This window comes from Streptomyces glaucescens, assembly GCF_000761215.1.
GTDB classification, from domain to species: domain Bacteria; phylum Actinomycetota; class Actinomycetes; order Streptomycetales; family Streptomycetaceae; genus Streptomyces; species Streptomyces glaucescens_B.
This window is the reverse complement of the sequence record NZ_CP009438.1, coordinates 2,462,765-2,477,582: the sequence shown is the minus strand read 5'-3', so window position 1 is coordinate 2,477,582 and position 14,818 is coordinate 2,462,765. Positions and strand designations below refer to the sequence as shown.

The 14,818-nt window shown below is 74.4% G+C and carries 16 protein-coding genes and 1 tRNA gene; 8 read left to right on the top strand and 9 right to left on the bottom strand.

Annotation, left to right across the window (positions count from 1 at the left end):
• Positions 1 to 54: 54 nt before the first annotated feature.
• Positions 55 to 879, bottom strand: a complete 825-nt coding sequence (locus SGLAU_RS10675; protein WP_043500508.1) for a DUF4097 family beta strand repeat-containing protein — start codon at positions 877 to 879, stop codon at positions 55 to 57.
• A gap of 195 nt (positions 880 to 1,074) precedes the next feature.
• Between SGLAU_RS10675 and SGLAU_RS10670 the strand changes: the two genes are divergently transcribed.
• Positions 1,075 to 1,146, top strand: a tRNA-Val gene (locus tag SGLAU_RS10670).
• Between the two features lie 54 nt (positions 1,147 to 1,200).
• Here SGLAU_RS10670 and SGLAU_RS10665 read toward each other — a convergent pair.
• Positions 1,201 to 1,548, bottom strand: coding sequence for a hypothetical protein (locus SGLAU_RS10665; protein WP_043500507.1), 348 nt, complete (start codon positions 1,546 to 1,548; stop codon positions 1,201 to 1,203).
• Between the two features lie 134 nt (positions 1,549 to 1,682).
• On the opposite strand from SGLAU_RS10665, the gene SGLAU_RS10660 reads away from it, so the two are divergent.
• Together SGLAU_RS10660 and SGLAU_RS10655 are read left to right on the top strand one after the other, a co-directional pair.
• Positions 1,683 to 1,952, top strand: coding sequence for a chaplin (locus SGLAU_RS10660; RefSeq protein WP_043500505.1), 270 nt, complete (start codon positions 1,683 to 1,685; stop codon positions 1,950 to 1,952).
• A 71-nt stretch (positions 1,953 to 2,023) separates the two neighbouring features.
• On the top strand, positions 2,024 to 2,536 hold the full coding sequence (locus SGLAU_RS10655; RefSeq protein WP_043500503.1) for a GNAT family N-acetyltransferase: 513 nt from the start codon (positions 2,024 to 2,026) through the stop codon (positions 2,534 to 2,536).
• 26 nt (positions 2,537 to 2,562) lie between these two features.
• On the opposite strand, the gene SGLAU_RS10650 is transcribed toward SGLAU_RS10655, so the two are convergent.
• Positions 2,563 to 3,462 (bottom strand): ketopantoate reductase family protein, encoded by a 900-nt coding sequence (locus SGLAU_RS10650; protein ID WP_099052795.1) that lies wholly within the window; start codon positions 3,460 to 3,462, stop codon positions 2,563 to 2,565.
• Positions 3,463 to 3,598: 136 nt separating this feature from the next.
• Here SGLAU_RS10650 and SGLAU_RS10645 point away from each other — a divergent pair, with 136 nt between their 5' ends.
• Positions 3,599 to 3,829 (top strand): DUF2277 domain-containing protein, encoded by a 231-nt coding sequence (locus SGLAU_RS10645; protein ID WP_043500498.1) that lies wholly within the window; start codon positions 3,599 to 3,601, stop codon positions 3,827 to 3,829.
• Between the two features lie 409 nt (positions 3,830 to 4,238).
• Here the strand turns inward: SGLAU_RS10645 and SGLAU_RS10640 are convergent, their stop codons facing one another.
• The 4 genes from SGLAU_RS10640 to SGLAU_RS10625 all read right to left on the bottom strand — a co-directional run bounded on the left by SGLAU_RS10640 (position 4,239) and on the right by SGLAU_RS10625 (position 8,144).
• Complete coding sequence (locus SGLAU_RS10640; RefSeq protein WP_043500497.1) at positions 4,239 to 4,844, bottom strand: DedA family protein; 606 nt, start codon at positions 4,842 to 4,844, stop codon at positions 4,239 to 4,241.
• Between the two features lie 194 nt (positions 4,845 to 5,038).
• A complete protein-coding gene (locus SGLAU_RS10635; RefSeq protein ID WP_043500496.1) occupies positions 5,039 to 5,491 on the bottom strand; it encodes a DoxX family protein in 453 nt (150 codons plus the stop codon).
• 239 nt (positions 5,492 to 5,730) lie between these two features.
• Positions 5,731 to 7,404 carry an alkaline phosphatase D family protein gene (locus SGLAU_RS10630; protein WP_043500494.1) on the bottom strand — a complete coding sequence of 558 codons (1,674 nt, stop codon included), beginning with the start codon at positions 7,402 to 7,404 and terminating at the stop codon, positions 5,731 to 5,733.
• Positions 7,405 to 7,499: 95 nt separating this feature from the next.
• Positions 7,500 to 8,144, bottom strand: a complete 645-nt coding sequence (locus SGLAU_RS10625; protein ID WP_043500492.1) for an HNH endonuclease family protein — start codon at positions 8,142 to 8,144, stop codon at positions 7,500 to 7,502.
• Positions 8,145 to 8,571: 427 nt separating this feature from the next.
• Between SGLAU_RS10625 and SGLAU_RS10620 the strand changes: the two genes are divergently transcribed.
• Together SGLAU_RS10620 and SGLAU_RS10615 are read left to right on the top strand one after the other, a co-directional pair.
• Complete coding sequence (locus SGLAU_RS10620) at positions 8,572 to 9,153, top strand: TMEM165/GDT1 family protein (RefSeq protein WP_043500490.1); 582 nt, start codon at positions 8,572 to 8,574, stop codon at positions 9,151 to 9,153.
• A 167-nt stretch (positions 9,154 to 9,320) separates the two neighbouring features.
• Positions 9,321 to 9,989, top strand: coding sequence for an HAD family hydrolase (locus SGLAU_RS10615; protein WP_043500488.1), 669 nt, complete (start codon positions 9,321 to 9,323; stop codon positions 9,987 to 9,989).
• A 99-nt stretch (positions 9,990 to 10,088) separates the two neighbouring features.
• Here the strand turns inward: SGLAU_RS10615 and SGLAU_RS10610 are convergent, their stop codons facing one another.
• A complete protein-coding gene (locus SGLAU_RS10610) occupies positions 10,089 to 11,093 on the bottom strand; it encodes a peptidoglycan-binding domain-containing protein (RefSeq protein WP_043500487.1) in 1,005 nt (334 codons plus the stop codon).
• A 160-nt stretch (positions 11,094 to 11,253) separates the two neighbouring features.
• Between SGLAU_RS10610 and SGLAU_RS10605 the strand changes: the two genes are divergently transcribed.
• Positions 11,254 to 13,323 carry an MDR family MFS transporter gene (locus SGLAU_RS10605; protein ID WP_043500485.1) on the top strand — a complete coding sequence of 690 codons (2,070 nt, stop codon included), beginning with the start codon at positions 11,254 to 11,256 and terminating at the stop codon, positions 13,321 to 13,323.
• A 183-nt stretch (positions 13,324 to 13,506) separates the two neighbouring features.
• On the opposite strand, the gene SGLAU_RS10600 is transcribed toward SGLAU_RS10605, so the two are convergent.
• Positions 13,507 to 14,016, bottom strand: a complete 510-nt coding sequence (locus tag SGLAU_RS10600; RefSeq protein ID WP_078957669.1) for a GNAT family N-acetyltransferase — start codon at positions 14,014 to 14,016, stop codon at positions 13,507 to 13,509.
• Between the two features lie 142 nt (positions 14,017 to 14,158).
• Between SGLAU_RS10600 and SGLAU_RS10595 the strand changes: the two genes are divergently transcribed.
• Positions 14,159 to 14,815, top strand: a complete 657-nt coding sequence (locus SGLAU_RS10595; RefSeq protein ID WP_043500481.1) for a hypothetical protein — start codon at positions 14,159 to 14,161, stop codon at positions 14,813 to 14,815.
• Positions 14,816 to 14,818: the final 3 nt, after the last annotated feature.

Sequence of the window (14,818 nt, the reverse complement as noted above, 5' to 3'; positions counted from 1 at the left end):
TCCGCCCTGCCCGGTGTCATTCTCCCACCCGTTGAGGACGAACACACGGGCCCGTCAGTTCGCCGTGCGGACCGTGACTTTGCCGTCGCCGGTGCGGGCGGACACCACGTGGCCGCTGGAGTCGTCGCGCGGGACGGACACGTCCACCGCGCCGTCGCCGGTCCCGGCGGCGACGCGGTAGGTGGCGCGGGGCAGGGTGATGGTGACCGAGCCGTCGCCGCTGCGGGACTCCACCAGGTCCGGGACGGTGCCCAGTTCCAGCCGCACCGAGCCGTCGCCGCTGCGGGCGCGGACCTCACGGGAGTCGACGTCCGCGCGGATGGAACCGTCGTCCGTGTGCATCCGCAGCGGGCCGGTGGCGTCCTCGACGCGGACCGAGCCGTCGCCGGTGCGCAGGTCGAGCGGGCCGGTGGTGCCGGTGACGTGGACCGACCCGTCGCCCGTACGCACGGTCAGCGGGTCCCGCAGGCCGCTGGCGCGGACGCTGCCGTCGCCGTCCTCCACCTTCACGGTGACCCCGTGCGGCACCTCGATGCGGTGCTTGGTGGAGCAGTCGGCGATGAAGCCCGAGCAGTTCTCCCGGAGCACCAGCCGGCCGCCGTCCTCCATGGCCCACGTCGTCTCCGGTTCGCCGCCCGCCACGACCGAGCCGTCGAACCAGCGGGTGACCTCGATCCGGCCCGCGGCCTGCCCGCCGACGGCGACGATCTCCAGGGCGGAGTCGTCCGAGTCCACGGTCAGGGTGGTGCCCTCCAGCGCGAAGGACCGCTTCTCCGGGTGCTCGTCGTCGCCGGCCGAGGAGCAGGCGCCGAGCCCCGCGACCAGAAGCACCACGGCACCGGCGGCGACGGCGACGCGAGCGGGTGTGGAACGGGCCATGACGGATCTCCCCCTGGGTCGGGCCGCGGTGCGCGGGGCGCCGCGGTTGCGATGTGCTCCGACCGTACGGACGCGCGGCCCGCCGCGGGATCCGGGACGCTCCCGGATCCGGGGTGGGGATAACCCCAGGAGAACCCCGGTACGACGGGATTGCGGGGCAGTGCCCGCGGCAAGGTAGGCTGTCGACTCGTTCTCGGGTGCGTAGCTCAGGGGTAGAGCGCCTGCCTTACAAGCAGGATGTCGGCGGTTCGAAACCGTCCGCGCCCACCGCACGAAGACCCCGGCCGCATCGGCCGGGGTCTTCCGTCGTTCGGGGCCCTCTCAGTCCTGCCCCGCCTCCTCCGGCGCCTCGTGGACGTGCTTCAGCCGGGAGCGGGCGTCGACCCGGTCCGCGCCCGGCAGCTCCGACCAGTAGCGGTGGGTGCTGACGAAGACCGCGAGCTCGTGTTCGCGGCGGCGGAGTTTCTCCACCTCGGCCTGTTCGTCGGCGGACCAGCCGGGGGAGGCGGGGCGCTCCACCTTCCGCCAGCCGCCGTCGTCGCTGAAGCCGTCCAGGGGCTCGACCGACCAGGGGAGCCGCTTCAGCAGGGCCGACAGCTCGGCCCGGACCTGATGCAGCTCCTCCTGACCGGCACGGAGATCGCTGGGAAAGTCATAGGTCGTAGCCACGCGCCAATGCTACGCCTGTTCGATTTTGGGTCGCGAGTGGCTTCCCTCGTTCGGGGCAGCAACGGCGGCGGCGCGGTGACTTCCCTGCACAGAATCGGTGCACATCGCTCCCTACCTGATCGAGGAGAAACATCGTGCGCAACACTGCGAGGATCGCCGCGACCGTCATCGCCGGTGCCGCCCTGGCACTGGCCGGCACCACCACCGCCACCGCGGGCGAGCCGCACGGCGGCGTCTGCGGCTCCAGCGAGGTCTGCGCCGTCGGCGTGGCCAAGCACTCGCCCGGCCTGCTGTCCGGCAACGTCGTCCAGATCCCGGTCAACGCGCAGCTGAACGTGTGCGGCAACTCGGTCAACATCGTCGGGCTGCTCAACCCCGCGGTGGGCAACACCTGCCGCAACTGAGGCGGAGCGGAGCGGGCCCGGCCCCGGGCGGGCCGGGCCCGTTGTCGGTGCCGGCGTCTGACGTGGTCGGCATGGACGGCGACGTGCGGCTCGTGCCGTGGGCGGACGACGACTTCCGGCTGCTGCGCGGCACCAGCAGCCTGGAGATGACCGGGCACCTGGGCGGGCCGGAGAGCGAGGACGAGCCGGCCGCCCGGCACCGCGGATACCTGGAACTGGAACCGGCGGCGGGGCGGATGTACCGGGTGGTGCTCGCGGACGGCGGCGGGACCGCCGGCCCGGTCGGGTTCTGGGAGCGCGCGTGGCGGGGCGGGACGGTCTGGGGGACCGGCTGGGCGGTGCTGCCCGGGTTCCGGGGACGCGGGCTCGCCGTGCGGGCGGCCCGCGCCGTCGTCGAGGAGGCGCGGGCCGCCGGACGCCACCGCCGGCTGCACGCCTGGCCGAAGGTGACGCACACGGCGTCGAACAAGGTGTGCGAGCGAGCCGGTTTCACGCTGCTCGGCCCGGTCGGGTTCGAGTACCCGAAGGGGCACCGGATCACCTGCCACGACTGGTGGTACGACCTGGGCGGCGAGGAGGGCTGACGGCGAGGCCGGCCGGCCGCGCGGGATCAGAGCCCGGCGTCGCGCAGGGCGCGCACCACCCGCTCGGTGACCGGCACCGAGATCCCGTGCCGCTCCGCCGCGCGCAGCAACGCCCCGCCGATGGCGTCCAGTTCGAGCGGACGGCCCGCTTCCGCGTCGCGCTGCATGGACGACCTGGTGGCGGCCGGGAAGGCGTCGTAGCGGGCCAGTGCCCGGGCCGGGTCGGCCGGGCCCCCGCAGGCGCGGCTCACCGCGGCGGTCTCCGCCACCAGCGCGCCCAGCTCCTCACGGTGGCGGCTGCGCACCTCGCCGAGCGGAACCGCGTACCGGGTGGTGAGCAGGGCGAGCGGCGCCAGGAACGACATCTTCGCCCAGAGCGTCGCCGTTTCGTCGGCCGGCACCCGGGCCTCGGGACCGGCCGCCGCGAAGACCGCCGCGAGGGCGTCGAGGCGGGCGCGCGGCACCGGGTCGCCGGTCAGGTCGATCTCGGCGAACGGGCTGGTGTGCTCGATCTCGCCGGGGGCGACCCGGGTGGACTCGACGCGGATCGCGGCCGGGGCGACCTGCTCGGGGCGGTGGCGCGCACGCAGCAGCGCGGGGTGTTCGACCCCGTTGAGGAACGGGACCAGCAGGGCCCCGCCGAGCGCTTCCGGGTCCGCCGGGAGGCGGTCCAGGGCGGCGTCGAGCGCGGTGTGCTTGACCGTGATCAGGCAGGCGTCGACCGGTTCGCGCAGCGCGGTGGCGGCCTCGACGGGCGCGGTGAAGTCGCCGAAGCGGGCGCTGCGCACCCGGATGCCGCCGGTGCGCAGGGTACGCGCGGTGTCCTCGCCGGACAGGCAGATCACTCGGTGGCCGGCGCGGGACAGCAGCGCGGCGAGCAGTCCGCCCACGCCGCCGGGGCCGAGTACGGCGAAGGTGTGTGCCACGGGGTGGCTCCTCTCGTCGGTCGGCCCCGGGATCGGTGGCCGCCTCGGAGCGGATCATGACAGGCGGGACGGCGATCGGCACAGTGCGGGGTCGAAGAGCGAGACGCGTGCGGCCGGCCGGGGGGAGACTGGAGCCATGTGCCGGAGCATCAAGACACTGCGTCCGCCCGTGTTGCCCGAGGAGGCGACGGAGGAGGACATCAGGGCCGCCGCGTTGCAGTACGTACGGAAGGTGTCCGGGTTCCGGGCACCGGCCGCGCACAACCGCGAGGTCTTCGACCGGGCCGTGGACACCATCGCCGAGGCCACCGCCGAACTCCTGGCGGGACTGGAGGTCCGCGGACAACCCGCCCGCAGGGCGGGGTGACGGACCGCGGCGCGGGGCGCGGACCGCGGGGCGCGCACATGGGGTGCCGGGCCGGGGGGCGCGAACACGGGGCGCCGGACCGGGGGGCGCGCACCACGCCGCGGGGCGGGCTGCGCATGGCATGGTGCCGGGCCGGGTGGCAGGGTGGCGGGCCGTGGGCTGGGGTGGCGGGTCCGCGAGTCGGGCGGCCATCCGGGCCGCGGACCCGGGCCGCGGGGCGCGGACCCTCGGGGTGTCGGGCCGCGGGGCGCGAACACGGGGTGCCGGACCGGGGGCGCGCACCACGCCGCGGGGCGGGCGCGCAGGGCACGGCGTCGGGCGGGATGCAGGGTGCCCAGCCCGGACGGCAGCGGGCGCACGCGCTGGTCACCCGCGCGCTCGCGCAGGACCCGGACGCTGCCGGCCGGGATCAGGTCCGGCGTACCACGTACGTGGCCAGGGCGCCCGCGCCGGCGAGCGCCAGCACGGACACCCCCGTGGCCAGCCAGGTGGCGCCGAGCCAGTGGGCGCCGAAGTAGCCGAGGGCCACGCTGTAGAGGGCCCAGGACAGGCCGGCCAGCGCGGACCAGGGGAGGAAGTCGCGGGCGCGGCGGCGGGCGGCGCCGGCGCCGAGGGAGACGACGGAGCGGCCCGCGGGAGCGAACCGGGCCAGTACGACGAGGGCGCCGCCGCCCCGGGCCAGTGCCGCGCCGAGACGTTCCTGCGCCAGGCTGAGGCGGGGTGAGCGGGCGAGGGCGCGGTCCAGCCGGTCGCCGCCGCGCCAGGCCAGGCGGTAGGCGACGAGGTCGCCGAGTATCGACGCGGTCGTGGCGCACAGGGTCAGCACGAGGATGTCGGGGACGTCGTGGGGGACCTTGCCGGTCGCGGCGCCGGTGCCCGCGGCCGCCGCGGTCGCCGCCATGATGACCAGGACCCCGCTCGGCAGGACCGGCAGGAACACATCGAACAGGACCGAGGCGACGACCATGGCGTAGATCCATGGACTGCCCGTCAGTGACCCCACACTCTCCAGCACCGTTACTCCCCGTTGTCCCCCGTAAGCCCTAAGAGGGTACGCCCGGGGTGTGACAAGGGGTTCACGGGGGGCTCGCGTGGTCGGCACGGGGTGTTCACCGCGTGGCCGGTATCGGGCGGCCCCGGGGACCCGGGACCGCCCGGACGGAGTGCCGGCTCCGGCTCGAGCCGTCACACCGTCATGCCTTCATGCCGTCAGGCCGTCACCGGGGCCTGGTGGGGTGCCGGTTCCGGCTCGGCGGACCGCCTGGCGAACAGCCGGTCCAGGCCGAACGCGCCGGAACCGGTGAAGACCAGCACGAAGAAGGCCCAGCAGAACATCGCCGCGGCCTCGCCGCCGTTCTCCATGGGCCACAGGCCCATGGACTGGTGGACGTCGAAGTAGGCGTACGCCATCGAGCCGGAGGCGATGAACGCGGCCACGCGGGTGCCGAGGCCGAGCAGCACCAGCCCGCCGCCGACGAGCTGGATCACCGCCGCGTACCAGCCCGGCCAGGTTCCGGCGGGCACGGTGCCGCCGTCGCTGCCCGCCGCCCCGCCGAGAACGCCGAACAGGGAGGCGGCGCCGTGGCAGGCGAAGAGCAGGCCGACCACGACGCGGTACAGGCCGATCACATAGGGCTGTGCACTGTTGAGACGTTCGGTCATGTGGGGGGCTCCTTCGGTCGGGCGGGTCGGGTGGACCCGTCGGGGACGAAACCGAGTGGGGAGCCTCACGTTAGGTGTGCCTAATCAATGCTTGCAAGTTCAACATTTAGCCAGTGTTTACCCTTCCTTCCAGAGGTCTCGACCGCCCCCGGCGCCGCCGATCCCGACCGCCCCCGGCAGCCGCCCCCTCCTCTTACCGGCCGCCTTCCGCCGCCTTCCGCCGCCCTCCCCGCCCGGCCTCACCGGCCGCTGAGGACCGACTCGCTCACCGTGGTCAGCCGGCCCCCGCCGCGCCGCCACGCGCGGGCCTGTTCCAGGCGCAGTGCCGCCGAACGCCCGTGCAGGGTGAGGGTCATGAGCTGGTTGCCGAACCAGGGGCCGCCGGTCTTGCGCCATTTCACCGGCGGTCTCGGGATGCCGCCGTGTCCCGCCAGCCGCCGCCCGGCGAACCGCGCGGCACCGGTCCAGGCCAGCAGGAAGGCCAGGTGCAGCGGGAGGGGGATGCGGTTGTGGACGGGGGAGCAGGTCAGTTGCAGGACGCGGGCGTCCGGGCCGCGCCCGGCGGGCCAGGAGGGCTCGGCGATGTACGCGTGGTGGACGTCCCCGGACAGCACGCACACCGTCGCGGGCGCCCCGCTCCCGGAGCCCGCCTCGGCGATCAGGCCGGCCAGGTCGGCGAAGGACCCGGGGAACGCCGCCCAGTGCTCCAGGTCGGCGGCCCGGCGCAGCTTCTCCCCGAGCCGGGCCCAGCGCGGCCCCTTCTCGCCCCGGCACAGCGCCGCGTCCCAGGCCTCGGCGTCGTGCATCAGGGGCGGCAGCAGCCAGGGCAGGGAGGTGCCGATGAGCAGGTGGTCGTAGTCGCCCCGGCCGGCGAGGGCCTGTTCGCGCACCCAGGCGGCCTCGCCGGGGTCGAGCATGGAGCGGGAGCCCTCCTCCAGGACGCGGGCCGCCCGGGAGTCGACCATGACCAGCCGGACCCGGCCGAAGTCGCGCCGGTAGCTCCAGCGCACGGTGGTCGGGTCCTCGTCGGCGCGGGCGGCGAAGGCGCGCAGGAGGCCGGTGGCGTCGGGTGTGTCGTGCACGGCCGCGTAGAGGGGGTCTTCGGCGAGCTCGGCCGGGGACAGGTTCCCGATGTGCTGGTACACCCAGTAGGACATCAGCCCGCTCAGCAGCCGTTCCTGCCACCAGGGGGTGGAGCGCATGTCGGCGAGCCAGGAGGCGGAGGTGTTCCAGTCGTCGATGACGTCGTGGTCGTCGAAGATCATGCAGCTGGGCACGGTGGAGAGCAGCCAGCGCACCTGGGGGTCGAGCCAGGACTCGTAGTAGAGCCGGGTGTACTCCTCGTAGTCGGCCACGCCGCTGCCGGGCGGTTCGTCCAGGTCGCGGCGGCCGGCGAGCCAGCGGCGGGTGGCCGGGGAGGTCTCGTCGGCGTACACCTGGTCGCCGAGGAGCAGGAGCACGTCGGGCCGCTCGGTGTCCGGGTCGGCGGCGAGGCGGGTGGCGAAGGTGTCGAGGGCGTCGGGGCCGACGGGGTCCTTCTCGCGGGCGTCCCCGGTGGGGCCGGGCCGGTCGCTGGCGGGCGGCGCGGCCCAGCGGCAGGAGCCGAAGGCGACGCGCACCGGGTCGTCGGCGAGGCCGGTGCGGATGACGGAGGGCGGGAAGGGGGAGTCGGGCAGCGGCCACACGCGGGTGCCGTCGAGGTGCACCTCGTACGCGGTGGTGGTGCCGGGGGTGAGCCCGGTGACGGGGATCAGGGCGTAGTGGTGGCCCGCCACCTGGAAGGTGTGCGCGCTGCCCCGGGCGCCGTCGGCGCAGCGCACCTCGGCGGTGCAGGGGCGGCCGGTCTCGACCCAGATGGTCGCGGTGGAGCCGTCCGTGTATCTGAGCAGGGGTCCGAGGCGCAGTCCGGTCATGGGAAATCCTCCTCCGTCGCCCCGTACGGTACGGAACGACGGAGGGCCGCGGGGGGATTCCCCGCGCGGGACGCGGCGGACCGGGCGGAAAGGATTCAGCAGGCGGCGAGGCGGCTCTGCAGGGCGCTCTTCTCGGCGGAGTCCACGGAGAGGCCGTAGTAGTACTTCACCTGCACCCAGGCGCGCACGTAGGTGCAGTGGTAGGCGGTGCGGGACGGCATCCAGGTGGCCGGGTCCTGGTCGCCCTTGGCCTGGTTGACGTTGTCGGTGACGGCGAGGAGCTGGGGGCGGGTCAGGTCGTTGGCGAAGGCCTGGCGGCGGGAGGTGGTCCAGCCGTCCGCGCCGGAGTCCCAGGCCTCGGCGAGCGGCACGAGGTGGTCGATGTCGAGGTCGGAGGCGGCGGTCCAGGTGGCGCCGTCGTAGGGGGAGTACCAGCTGCCGCTGGTGGCGGCGCAGGAGGAGTCGGTGACGACGCCCGAGCCGTCGCGCTTGAGGACCGTCTCGCGGGTGTTGCAGGTGCCGGACTGGGTGATCCAGTGCGGGAACAGGTCGCGGTTGTAGCCGGTGCGGTCCTCGGTGGCGACGGGGAGGGCGGCGAGGTAGGTGCGGGCGGTGTCGGCGCTGACGGGGGTGGGCAGGGCGGCGGAGGCGGCCGGGGCGTCGACCAGCGCGAGCGAGGCGAGCAGCGCGCTGAATGCCGTGACCATGCCAAACCGTCGACGCGCGTAGAACCTGGACATGCGAACTCCCTCGGGGTGTGGGGGTGCCGGTGTGCGAGCGTGGGAATGCTCGCGGCGGGGCGTTGCGTACGGGTGTGCGCCCGGTAAGAAGCTAATGACGCGTACATGGCGCGACAAGGTTCGTGATCGAACTTTCGGACGCATCGCCGTGCGCCGGGTCGCGTACCATGGACGGCGCAGAAGGGGAGTAGCTCTTCGCCGGACCGTCGACATACTGCCCAGCCCCGCTGGGCCGGCGCCCGGAGCCGGATCTCACGCCAGTTCGCCGCACCGCCGCCGAACTCCGCGGGGACCGGCCAGCGAGACCTTCGGCAAGCAGTGCACACCCGTGCCGTACGGCGCGGGTGCCGTGTGCTGTCCTTGCCGAGGTGTCGTCCGCAAGGGCTCGAACCTCTCGGTGGGGGCAGTCCCGACCGATTGAGGAACCTTGATCAGCCTGACCGTCACGGCGCTCGTCTTCGGCGTCGTCTTCCTTGCCGAGCTGCCCGACAAGACCGCGCTGGCCGGTCTCGTCCTGGGCACCCGCTACCGCGCCTCCTACGTCTTCGCGGGCGTCGCCGCCGCCTTCGCGCTGCACGTCGCGCTCGCCGTCGCGGCGGGCAGCGTGCTCACCCTGCTGCCGCAGCAGATCCTGCACGCGCTGACCGGCGTGCTGTTCCTGGGCGGCGCGGCGGTGCTGCTGATGAAGAAGGACGAGGACGAGGAGGAGATCCGCAAGCCGGAGAACCAGTCCTTCTGGAAGGTGGCCGGGTCCGGCTTCATGCTGATCCTGGTCGCCGAGTTCGGCGACCTCACGCAGATCATGACGGCGAACCTCGCGGCCCGCTACGACGATCCGCTCTCCGTCGGCCTGGGCGCGGTGCTCGCGCTGTGGGCGGTGGCCGGGCTCGGCATCGTCGGCGGGAAGGCCCTGATGAAGCGGGTGCCGCTGAAGCTCATCACCAAGGTCGCGGCGGTGGTCATGCTGCTGCTGGGCGTGTGGAGCCTGTGGGAGGCCGTGACCGGTTGAGCCGCCGTTCCTCCGCCCCCGGGCTGAACGGCGGATGAAGTTTTCGCCGGGGCGCTGGCGGGATGCCGGAATTGTTTTGTACCGTGGAGAAACAAAGTGGCTCCCGCCCGTTTTCCCTGACCGGCGGGCGGGGCCGCTCTGTTCCCCCGATCCTGGAGCTGCTGCCGATGACGGCCACCACCGTGCTCACCGCCCGCGCCCTCCTGCTCGACATGGACGGCACCCTCGTCAACTCCGACGCCGTGGTGGAACGGATCTGGCGCCGCTGGGCCGACCGGCACGGACTCGACGGCGACGAGGTGATGAAGGTGGTCCACGGCCGCCAGGGATACGCCTCGATGGCCGTCCTGCTGCCGCACCGGCCGATGGCACAGAACCACGCGGACAACGCGCGCATGCTCGCCGAGGAGACCGCCGACCTGGACGGCGTCGTGCCGGTGCCCGGCGCGCCCGCCTTCCTCGCCGCCCTGCGCGGCCTCCCGCACGCCCTCGTGACCTCGGCGGACGTGGCCCTCTCCACGGCCCGCATGGCCGCCGCGGGCCTGCCCCTGCCCGGCGTCCGCGTCACCGCCGAGTCCGTCGGCGCCAGCAAGCCCGACCCCGAGGGCTTCCTCAAGGGCGCCGCCGAACTGGGCGTCGCCCCCGCCGACTGCGTCGTCTTCGAGGACTCCGGCGCGGGCATCACCGCGGGCCGCGCCGCCGGCATGCGCGTCGTCGGCGTCGGCCCCCGGGCCGCCGCCCACCGCCCGGACGTGCTGGTCCGCGACCTGACCGAGGTGCGCGTCGAGCCGGCCGGGGACGGCACGATCCGGCTGCACATCGACGGGCGCCGCTAGCGGCGCCCTTCCCGTCGTGCCCGCAGGGCCGTCACGGCGCCGGCCCGCTCGCGTCGAGCATGGCGACCGCTCGGCAGCGGTCGCCTCGGCGGTACCCCGTCAGGGCTCGCGCGTCTCCCGCTCCAGGGCCTCCCGCGTCCTCGGCCCGTACACGCTCAGCTCGTCGTGGAGGCCGCGGGACGACTGGTAGTTGCGCAGGGCCTGCTCGACGGACTGGTCGAAGGTCCCGTGGGCGTCGTCGTTGTAGAGGTAGAGCTGGCGCAGGCGGAGCTGGAGCTCCGTGACCTCGGGGCCGCGGTCGCCGCGCTGGAGGACGGGCGGGTCCTCCTCCGGGGCGACGGCCGACACGCTGGGCCGGGCGGTGGTCGTGGACGGGGCCGGGGTGGGCGTGGGGGTCGGTGTCGGGGTGGGGGAGGCGCTGGACCGCGACGGGCTCGGCGAGGCGGACGGGCTGGTGCTCTCCGACGCGGACGGGGAGGCGGAGGACGCGGAGGCGGAGGCGGAGGCGGTGCCGGGGGCCGGTGCGGAGGGGGCTGCCGCGCTGGTGCGGGCCTCCGGGACGGCCTCGCGGACGTCCTCCGGCAGCGCGGTGTCCCGCGACGGCGGGTCGTAGGAGAAGAGTCCGCCGGCCAGGGCCGCCGCCGCGATGACGGCGACGACCCCGCCGGAGACGACGAGTGCCGCGGTACGGCGGCGCCGCGGACGCTCGGTCCCGGCGCGCCCCGGCCCCGCGGGGGCGGTCCCCGGGTCCCGCGCGCCCTCGTCGAACAGGCCGAGGTCGTCGGCGCTGGGCGCGGCGGCGGGCGGGGCCAGTGGGGTGGGCAGCACGGTCGTCGCCGGCTCCGGCTCCACCGGGCGCAGCGGCATGGTCGGCTCGGCGTCCGACGCGGACCCCCCGGGCGCGGCCTGCGGCTCCCCGGCGCCGTCCAGGTCGACGTACGGGCGTATCCGCAGCGGGTCGAAGTCCTCCGCCGCCGCCTGCTCCGCCGTGCGGGCGTCGCGCAGCGCGTCGGCCGCCCGCTCGCCGCAGGCGCACGACGGGGTGTTGTCGGCCCCCCGGACCGCCCCGCACTCCGGGCAGGTGTGCCCCTTCGGCTCCGCCACGCTCGGTCCCTCCCCCTCGCGAACTCCAGTGATTATGCAGATTCCGTGGAGGCCGTCACCGCGCCCCCGGCCGATCCGTGCCATGTCACAGGACTCAACAGGCCATAACGGGTCACACCGATGACGATGGAATGTGTCGACCGAGCCTCGGGAGGTCTTCATGGCCGATGACGCGCGCAGCACGGCGGCTCAGCCGCGCGGCCCGCAGCGCGGGGTGGACGCCCGGGAGCACGTCTCCGGTGACGTCCTGGTCTCGATCGGCGCCCTGCTCCTCGGCATGCTGCTGGCCGCGCTGGACCAGACGATCGTGTCCACCGCGCTGCCGACGATCGTCAGCGAGCTGGGCGGCCTGGACCACCTGTCGTGGGTGGTCACCGCCTATCTGCTGGCGTCGACGGCCGCCACGCCGCTGTGGGGGAAACTGGGCGACCAGTACGGGCGCAAGCGGCTCTACCAGACCGCCATCGTGATCTTCCTGATCGGCTCGGCGCTGTGCGGCATGGCGCAGAACATGCCCCAGCTCATCGCCTTCCGCGCGCTCCAGGGACTGGGCGGCGGCGGGCTGATGGTGCTGTCCATGGCCATCGTCGGCGATCTCGTGCCGCCCCGGGACCGGGGGCGCTACCAGGGACTGTTCGGCGCCGTCTTCGGCGCGACCAGCGTGCTCGGACCGCTGCTCGGCGGCGTCTTCACCGAGCACCTGAGCTGGCGCTGGGTGTTCTACGTCAACCTGCCGGTCGGTGTGATCGCGCTCGCCGTGATCGCGGCCGTGCTGCACATGCCGCGCAAGACCGCCCGGCACGTCATCGACTACCTCGGCACCTTCCTCATCGCCTCGGTCGCCACCTGCCTGGTGCTGGTCGCCTCCCTCGGCGGCACCACCTGGAGCTGGGGATCGCCGCAGATCATCGGCCTGCTGGTGCTGGGGGTGCTGCTCGCGGTGGCGTTCGTCGCGGTGGAGCGGCGGGCGGCGGAGCCGGTGCTGCCGCTGAAGCTGTTCCGGATCCGCACCTTCACCCTGTCCGCGCTGATCAGCCTGGTCGTCGGTTTCGCCATGTTCGGCGCGATGACGTACCTGCCGACGTTCCTCCAGGTCGTGCAGGGCGTGTCGCCGACCATGTCGGGCGTGCACATGCTGCCCATGGTGCTGGGCCTGCTGCTGGCGTCGACCGTGTCCGGGCAGATCGTCAGCCGCACCGGCCGCTGGAAGGTGTTCCCGATCGCGGGCACCGGCGTCACCACGCTCGGTCTGCTGCTGCTCCACGCGCTGGACGAGAACAGCTCGGACCTGCGGATCAGCACCTTCTTCTTCGTCTTCGGCCTCGGTCTGGGCCTGGTCATGCAGGTGCTGGTGCTGATCGTGCAGAACGCGGTGTCGTACGAGGACCTGGGCGTCGCCACCTCCGGCGCGACCTTCTTCCGGTCCATCGGGGCCGCGTTCGGCGTCGCCGTGTTCGGCACAGTCTTCGCCGGCCGCCTCGGCGACAAGCTCACCGCCGCCTTCCGCGGCGCGGAACTGCCGCCCGGCGTCTCCGTGGACGCCCTGGAGGGCGATCCGCGCGGCCTGGCCCAGCTCCCGCCGGAGCTGCGCCCCGCCGCGCTGCACGCCTACGCCACGGCCATCACGGACGTCTTCCTCTACGCCGCGCCGGTGGCCCTGGTCGGCTTCGTGCTGGCGTGGTTCCTCAAGGAGGACCGGCTGCGCGGCTCCGTCACCGCGCCCGACGTGACGGAGACGCTGGCCAGCAACCCGGTGGAACGGTCCTCGTACGACGAGGTGTGCCGGGCGCTGTCGGTGCTGGGCACCCGTGAGGGGCGGCGCGAGGTGTACCGGACGATCACCGCGCGGGCGGGCTACGACCTGCTGCCCGCCGCGAGCTGGCTGCTGCTGCGGATGAAACGGTACGGCTGGGTGGAGCCCGCGGTGCTCGCCGACCGCACCGTCGTGCCGCTCGGGGTGCTGCTGGAGGCCGCCCGGCAGGTCGAGGAGCGGCGGCTGGCCGTCCGCGAGGGACTCGACCTGGTCCTCACCGAGCGGGGCCACGAGGTCGCCGAACGGCTGGCACACGCGCGGGAGGAGTCCCTGGCGGAGCTGCTCGGCGACTGGTGGGAGCCGGGCCGGCAGACCGACGACCTCACGGAACTGGTGCGGGAGCTGAACGCCGAGCTGTGCGGCTCCGACCGCGAGCAGCCCCACGACGCGCGTCCGGCGGCGTCCCGGTTCCGCTGAGACGGCTGCACGACGCGGGTCCGGCGGACTCGCGCTTCCGCTGAGGCCGAACGCGGCGGGCCCCGGGTTCGCCTGAGGCCGCCGCGCGCCACACGCCCGGCGGTCACCCCGTTCCGCTGAGGCCGCCGCGCGACGCACCGTCGACGGCGTTCGGGTTCGGCTGAGGCCCCCGCCGCCGGGCTGTCAGCCGAGGTCCTTGGCGAACCAGTGCTCGGCGTACGGCGCGTCGTTGTGCGGGGCGGTCTCCCGGTAGCCGAGCCGCGCGTACAGCGTCCGCGCCTCCACCAGGTCGCCCCGCGTGTCCAGGACCAGCCGGCTCGCGCCCAGGGCGCGGGCGGCGTCCTCGGCGGCGGCCACCAGGAGGGCGGCGCCGCCCCTGCCGCGCCGGTCCGGCAGCAGGTACACCCGCGTCAGCTCGGCGACCGCCGGGTCCGCGGTGCGCCGTACGCCCGCCGTGCCGGCCGCCGTGCCGCCGTACCGCGCGACCAGCAGCCGCCCGCCCGGCGGGGTCAGGCCGCCCTCGGCCCCGGCCGCGATCTCCCGCTCCAGCTCGTCGGGGTCGGTGCGGCGGTTCTCGCGCAGCAGGTACCAGCGGTCGCTGACCTCCGTGTAGTACGCCCGCCACAGGGCGAGGGCGTCGGGGGAGCCGACGGGCTCGGGGGCGACGGTCCAGGCCGTCGTCGAAGAAGTCATGGCGGTCATTCTCGGGACGCCGACGGGGGCCCGCGCAAACGGATTCCCGGCCGGAACGGGTCCCTGGGGCCGGGCGGCCGTCGTTTGCGGGCCCGTCGTGCGGCAACCCGTTCAGCGTTCCGAGAACCCGGAGGGCAACCGTATGTCCACAGGCTTGATCGTTGCGTTGATCGTGATCGGGGTGGTCGTCGTCATCGGCGCCGCCCTGTTGATGCGGCGCCGGGGTGCGACCGGCGGACGCGAACTGAAGCGGCGCTTCGGCCCCGAGTACGAGCGGGCCGTCGCCCGGCACGACGGAGACACCAAGGCAGCCGAGCGGGAACTGACCGAGCGGCTGGAACGCCACGGCGGCCTGCGGGAACGGCCGCTGGAACCGGCACTGCGCCGTGAGTACGAGCAGCGGTGGCAGCTCGCGCAGGAGCGGTTCGTCGACTCGCCGCGCGAGGCCGTGACCGAGGCGGACCGGCTGCTCGCCGAACTCGCCGGGGTACGGGGCTTCCCGGACGGCGGCCACTACGAGGAGCAGCTCGCCGCCCTGTCCGTGCACCACGCGGACCACGTCCACGGCTACCGGCGCGTCCACCGCATGGCGCGCGCGGACGGCGGTGCCGACGGGCAGCCGCAGCAGGCCGCCACGGAGGAGATGCGCGAGGCGATGGTCGAGGCCCGCGCCCTGTTCGAGGACCTGGTCGCCCCCGCCCGCCACGACACCGGCGACCGGCGGCCCCCGTCCCACGCCCGCCGCGAACGCACCCACCAGTCGTGGGGGTTCGCCCGGCACCACGCCAAGGGGAGCTGACAC

Excerpts from the sequence above, each read along its gene's own strand:
- SGLAU_RS10675 (WP_043500508.1), bottom strand. The coding sequence starts at position 879 with ATGGCCCGTTCCACACCCGCTCGCGTCGCCGTCGCCGCCGGTGCCGTG.
- SGLAU_RS10655 (WP_043500503.1), top strand. The coding sequence starts at position 2,024 with ATGGACGGCGACGTGCGGCTCGTGCCGTGGGCGGACGACGACTTCCGG.
- SGLAU_RS10645 (WP_043500498.1), top strand. The coding sequence starts at position 3,599 with ATGTGCCGGAGCATCAAGACACTGCGTCCGCCCGTGTTGCCCGAGGAG.
- SGLAU_RS10635 (WP_043500496.1), bottom strand. The coding sequence starts at position 5,491 with ATGACCGAACGTCTCAACAGTGCACAGCCCTATGTGATCGGCCTGTAC.
- SGLAU_RS10630 (WP_043500494.1), bottom strand. The coding sequence starts at position 7,404 with ATGACCGGACTGCGCCTCGGACCCCTGCTCAGATACACGGACGGCTCC.
- SGLAU_RS10625 (WP_043500492.1), bottom strand. The coding sequence starts at position 8,144 with ATGTCCAGGTTCTACGCGCGTCGACGGTTTGGCATGGTCACGGCATTC.
- SGLAU_RS10615 (WP_043500488.1), top strand. The coding sequence starts at position 9,321 with ATGACGGCCACCACCGTGCTCACCGCCCGCGCCCTCCTGCTCGACATG.
- SGLAU_RS10605 (WP_043500485.1), top strand. The coding sequence starts at position 11,254 with ATGGCCGATGACGCGCGCAGCACGGCGGCTCAGCCGCGCGGCCCGCAG.
- SGLAU_RS10600 (WP_078957669.1), bottom strand. The coding sequence starts at position 14,016 with ATGACTTCTTCGACGACGGCCTGGACCGTCGCCCCCGAGCCCGTCGGC.
- SGLAU_RS10595 (WP_043500481.1), top strand. The coding sequence starts at position 14,159 with ATGTCCACAGGCTTGATCGTTGCGTTGATCGTGATCGGGGTGGTCGTC.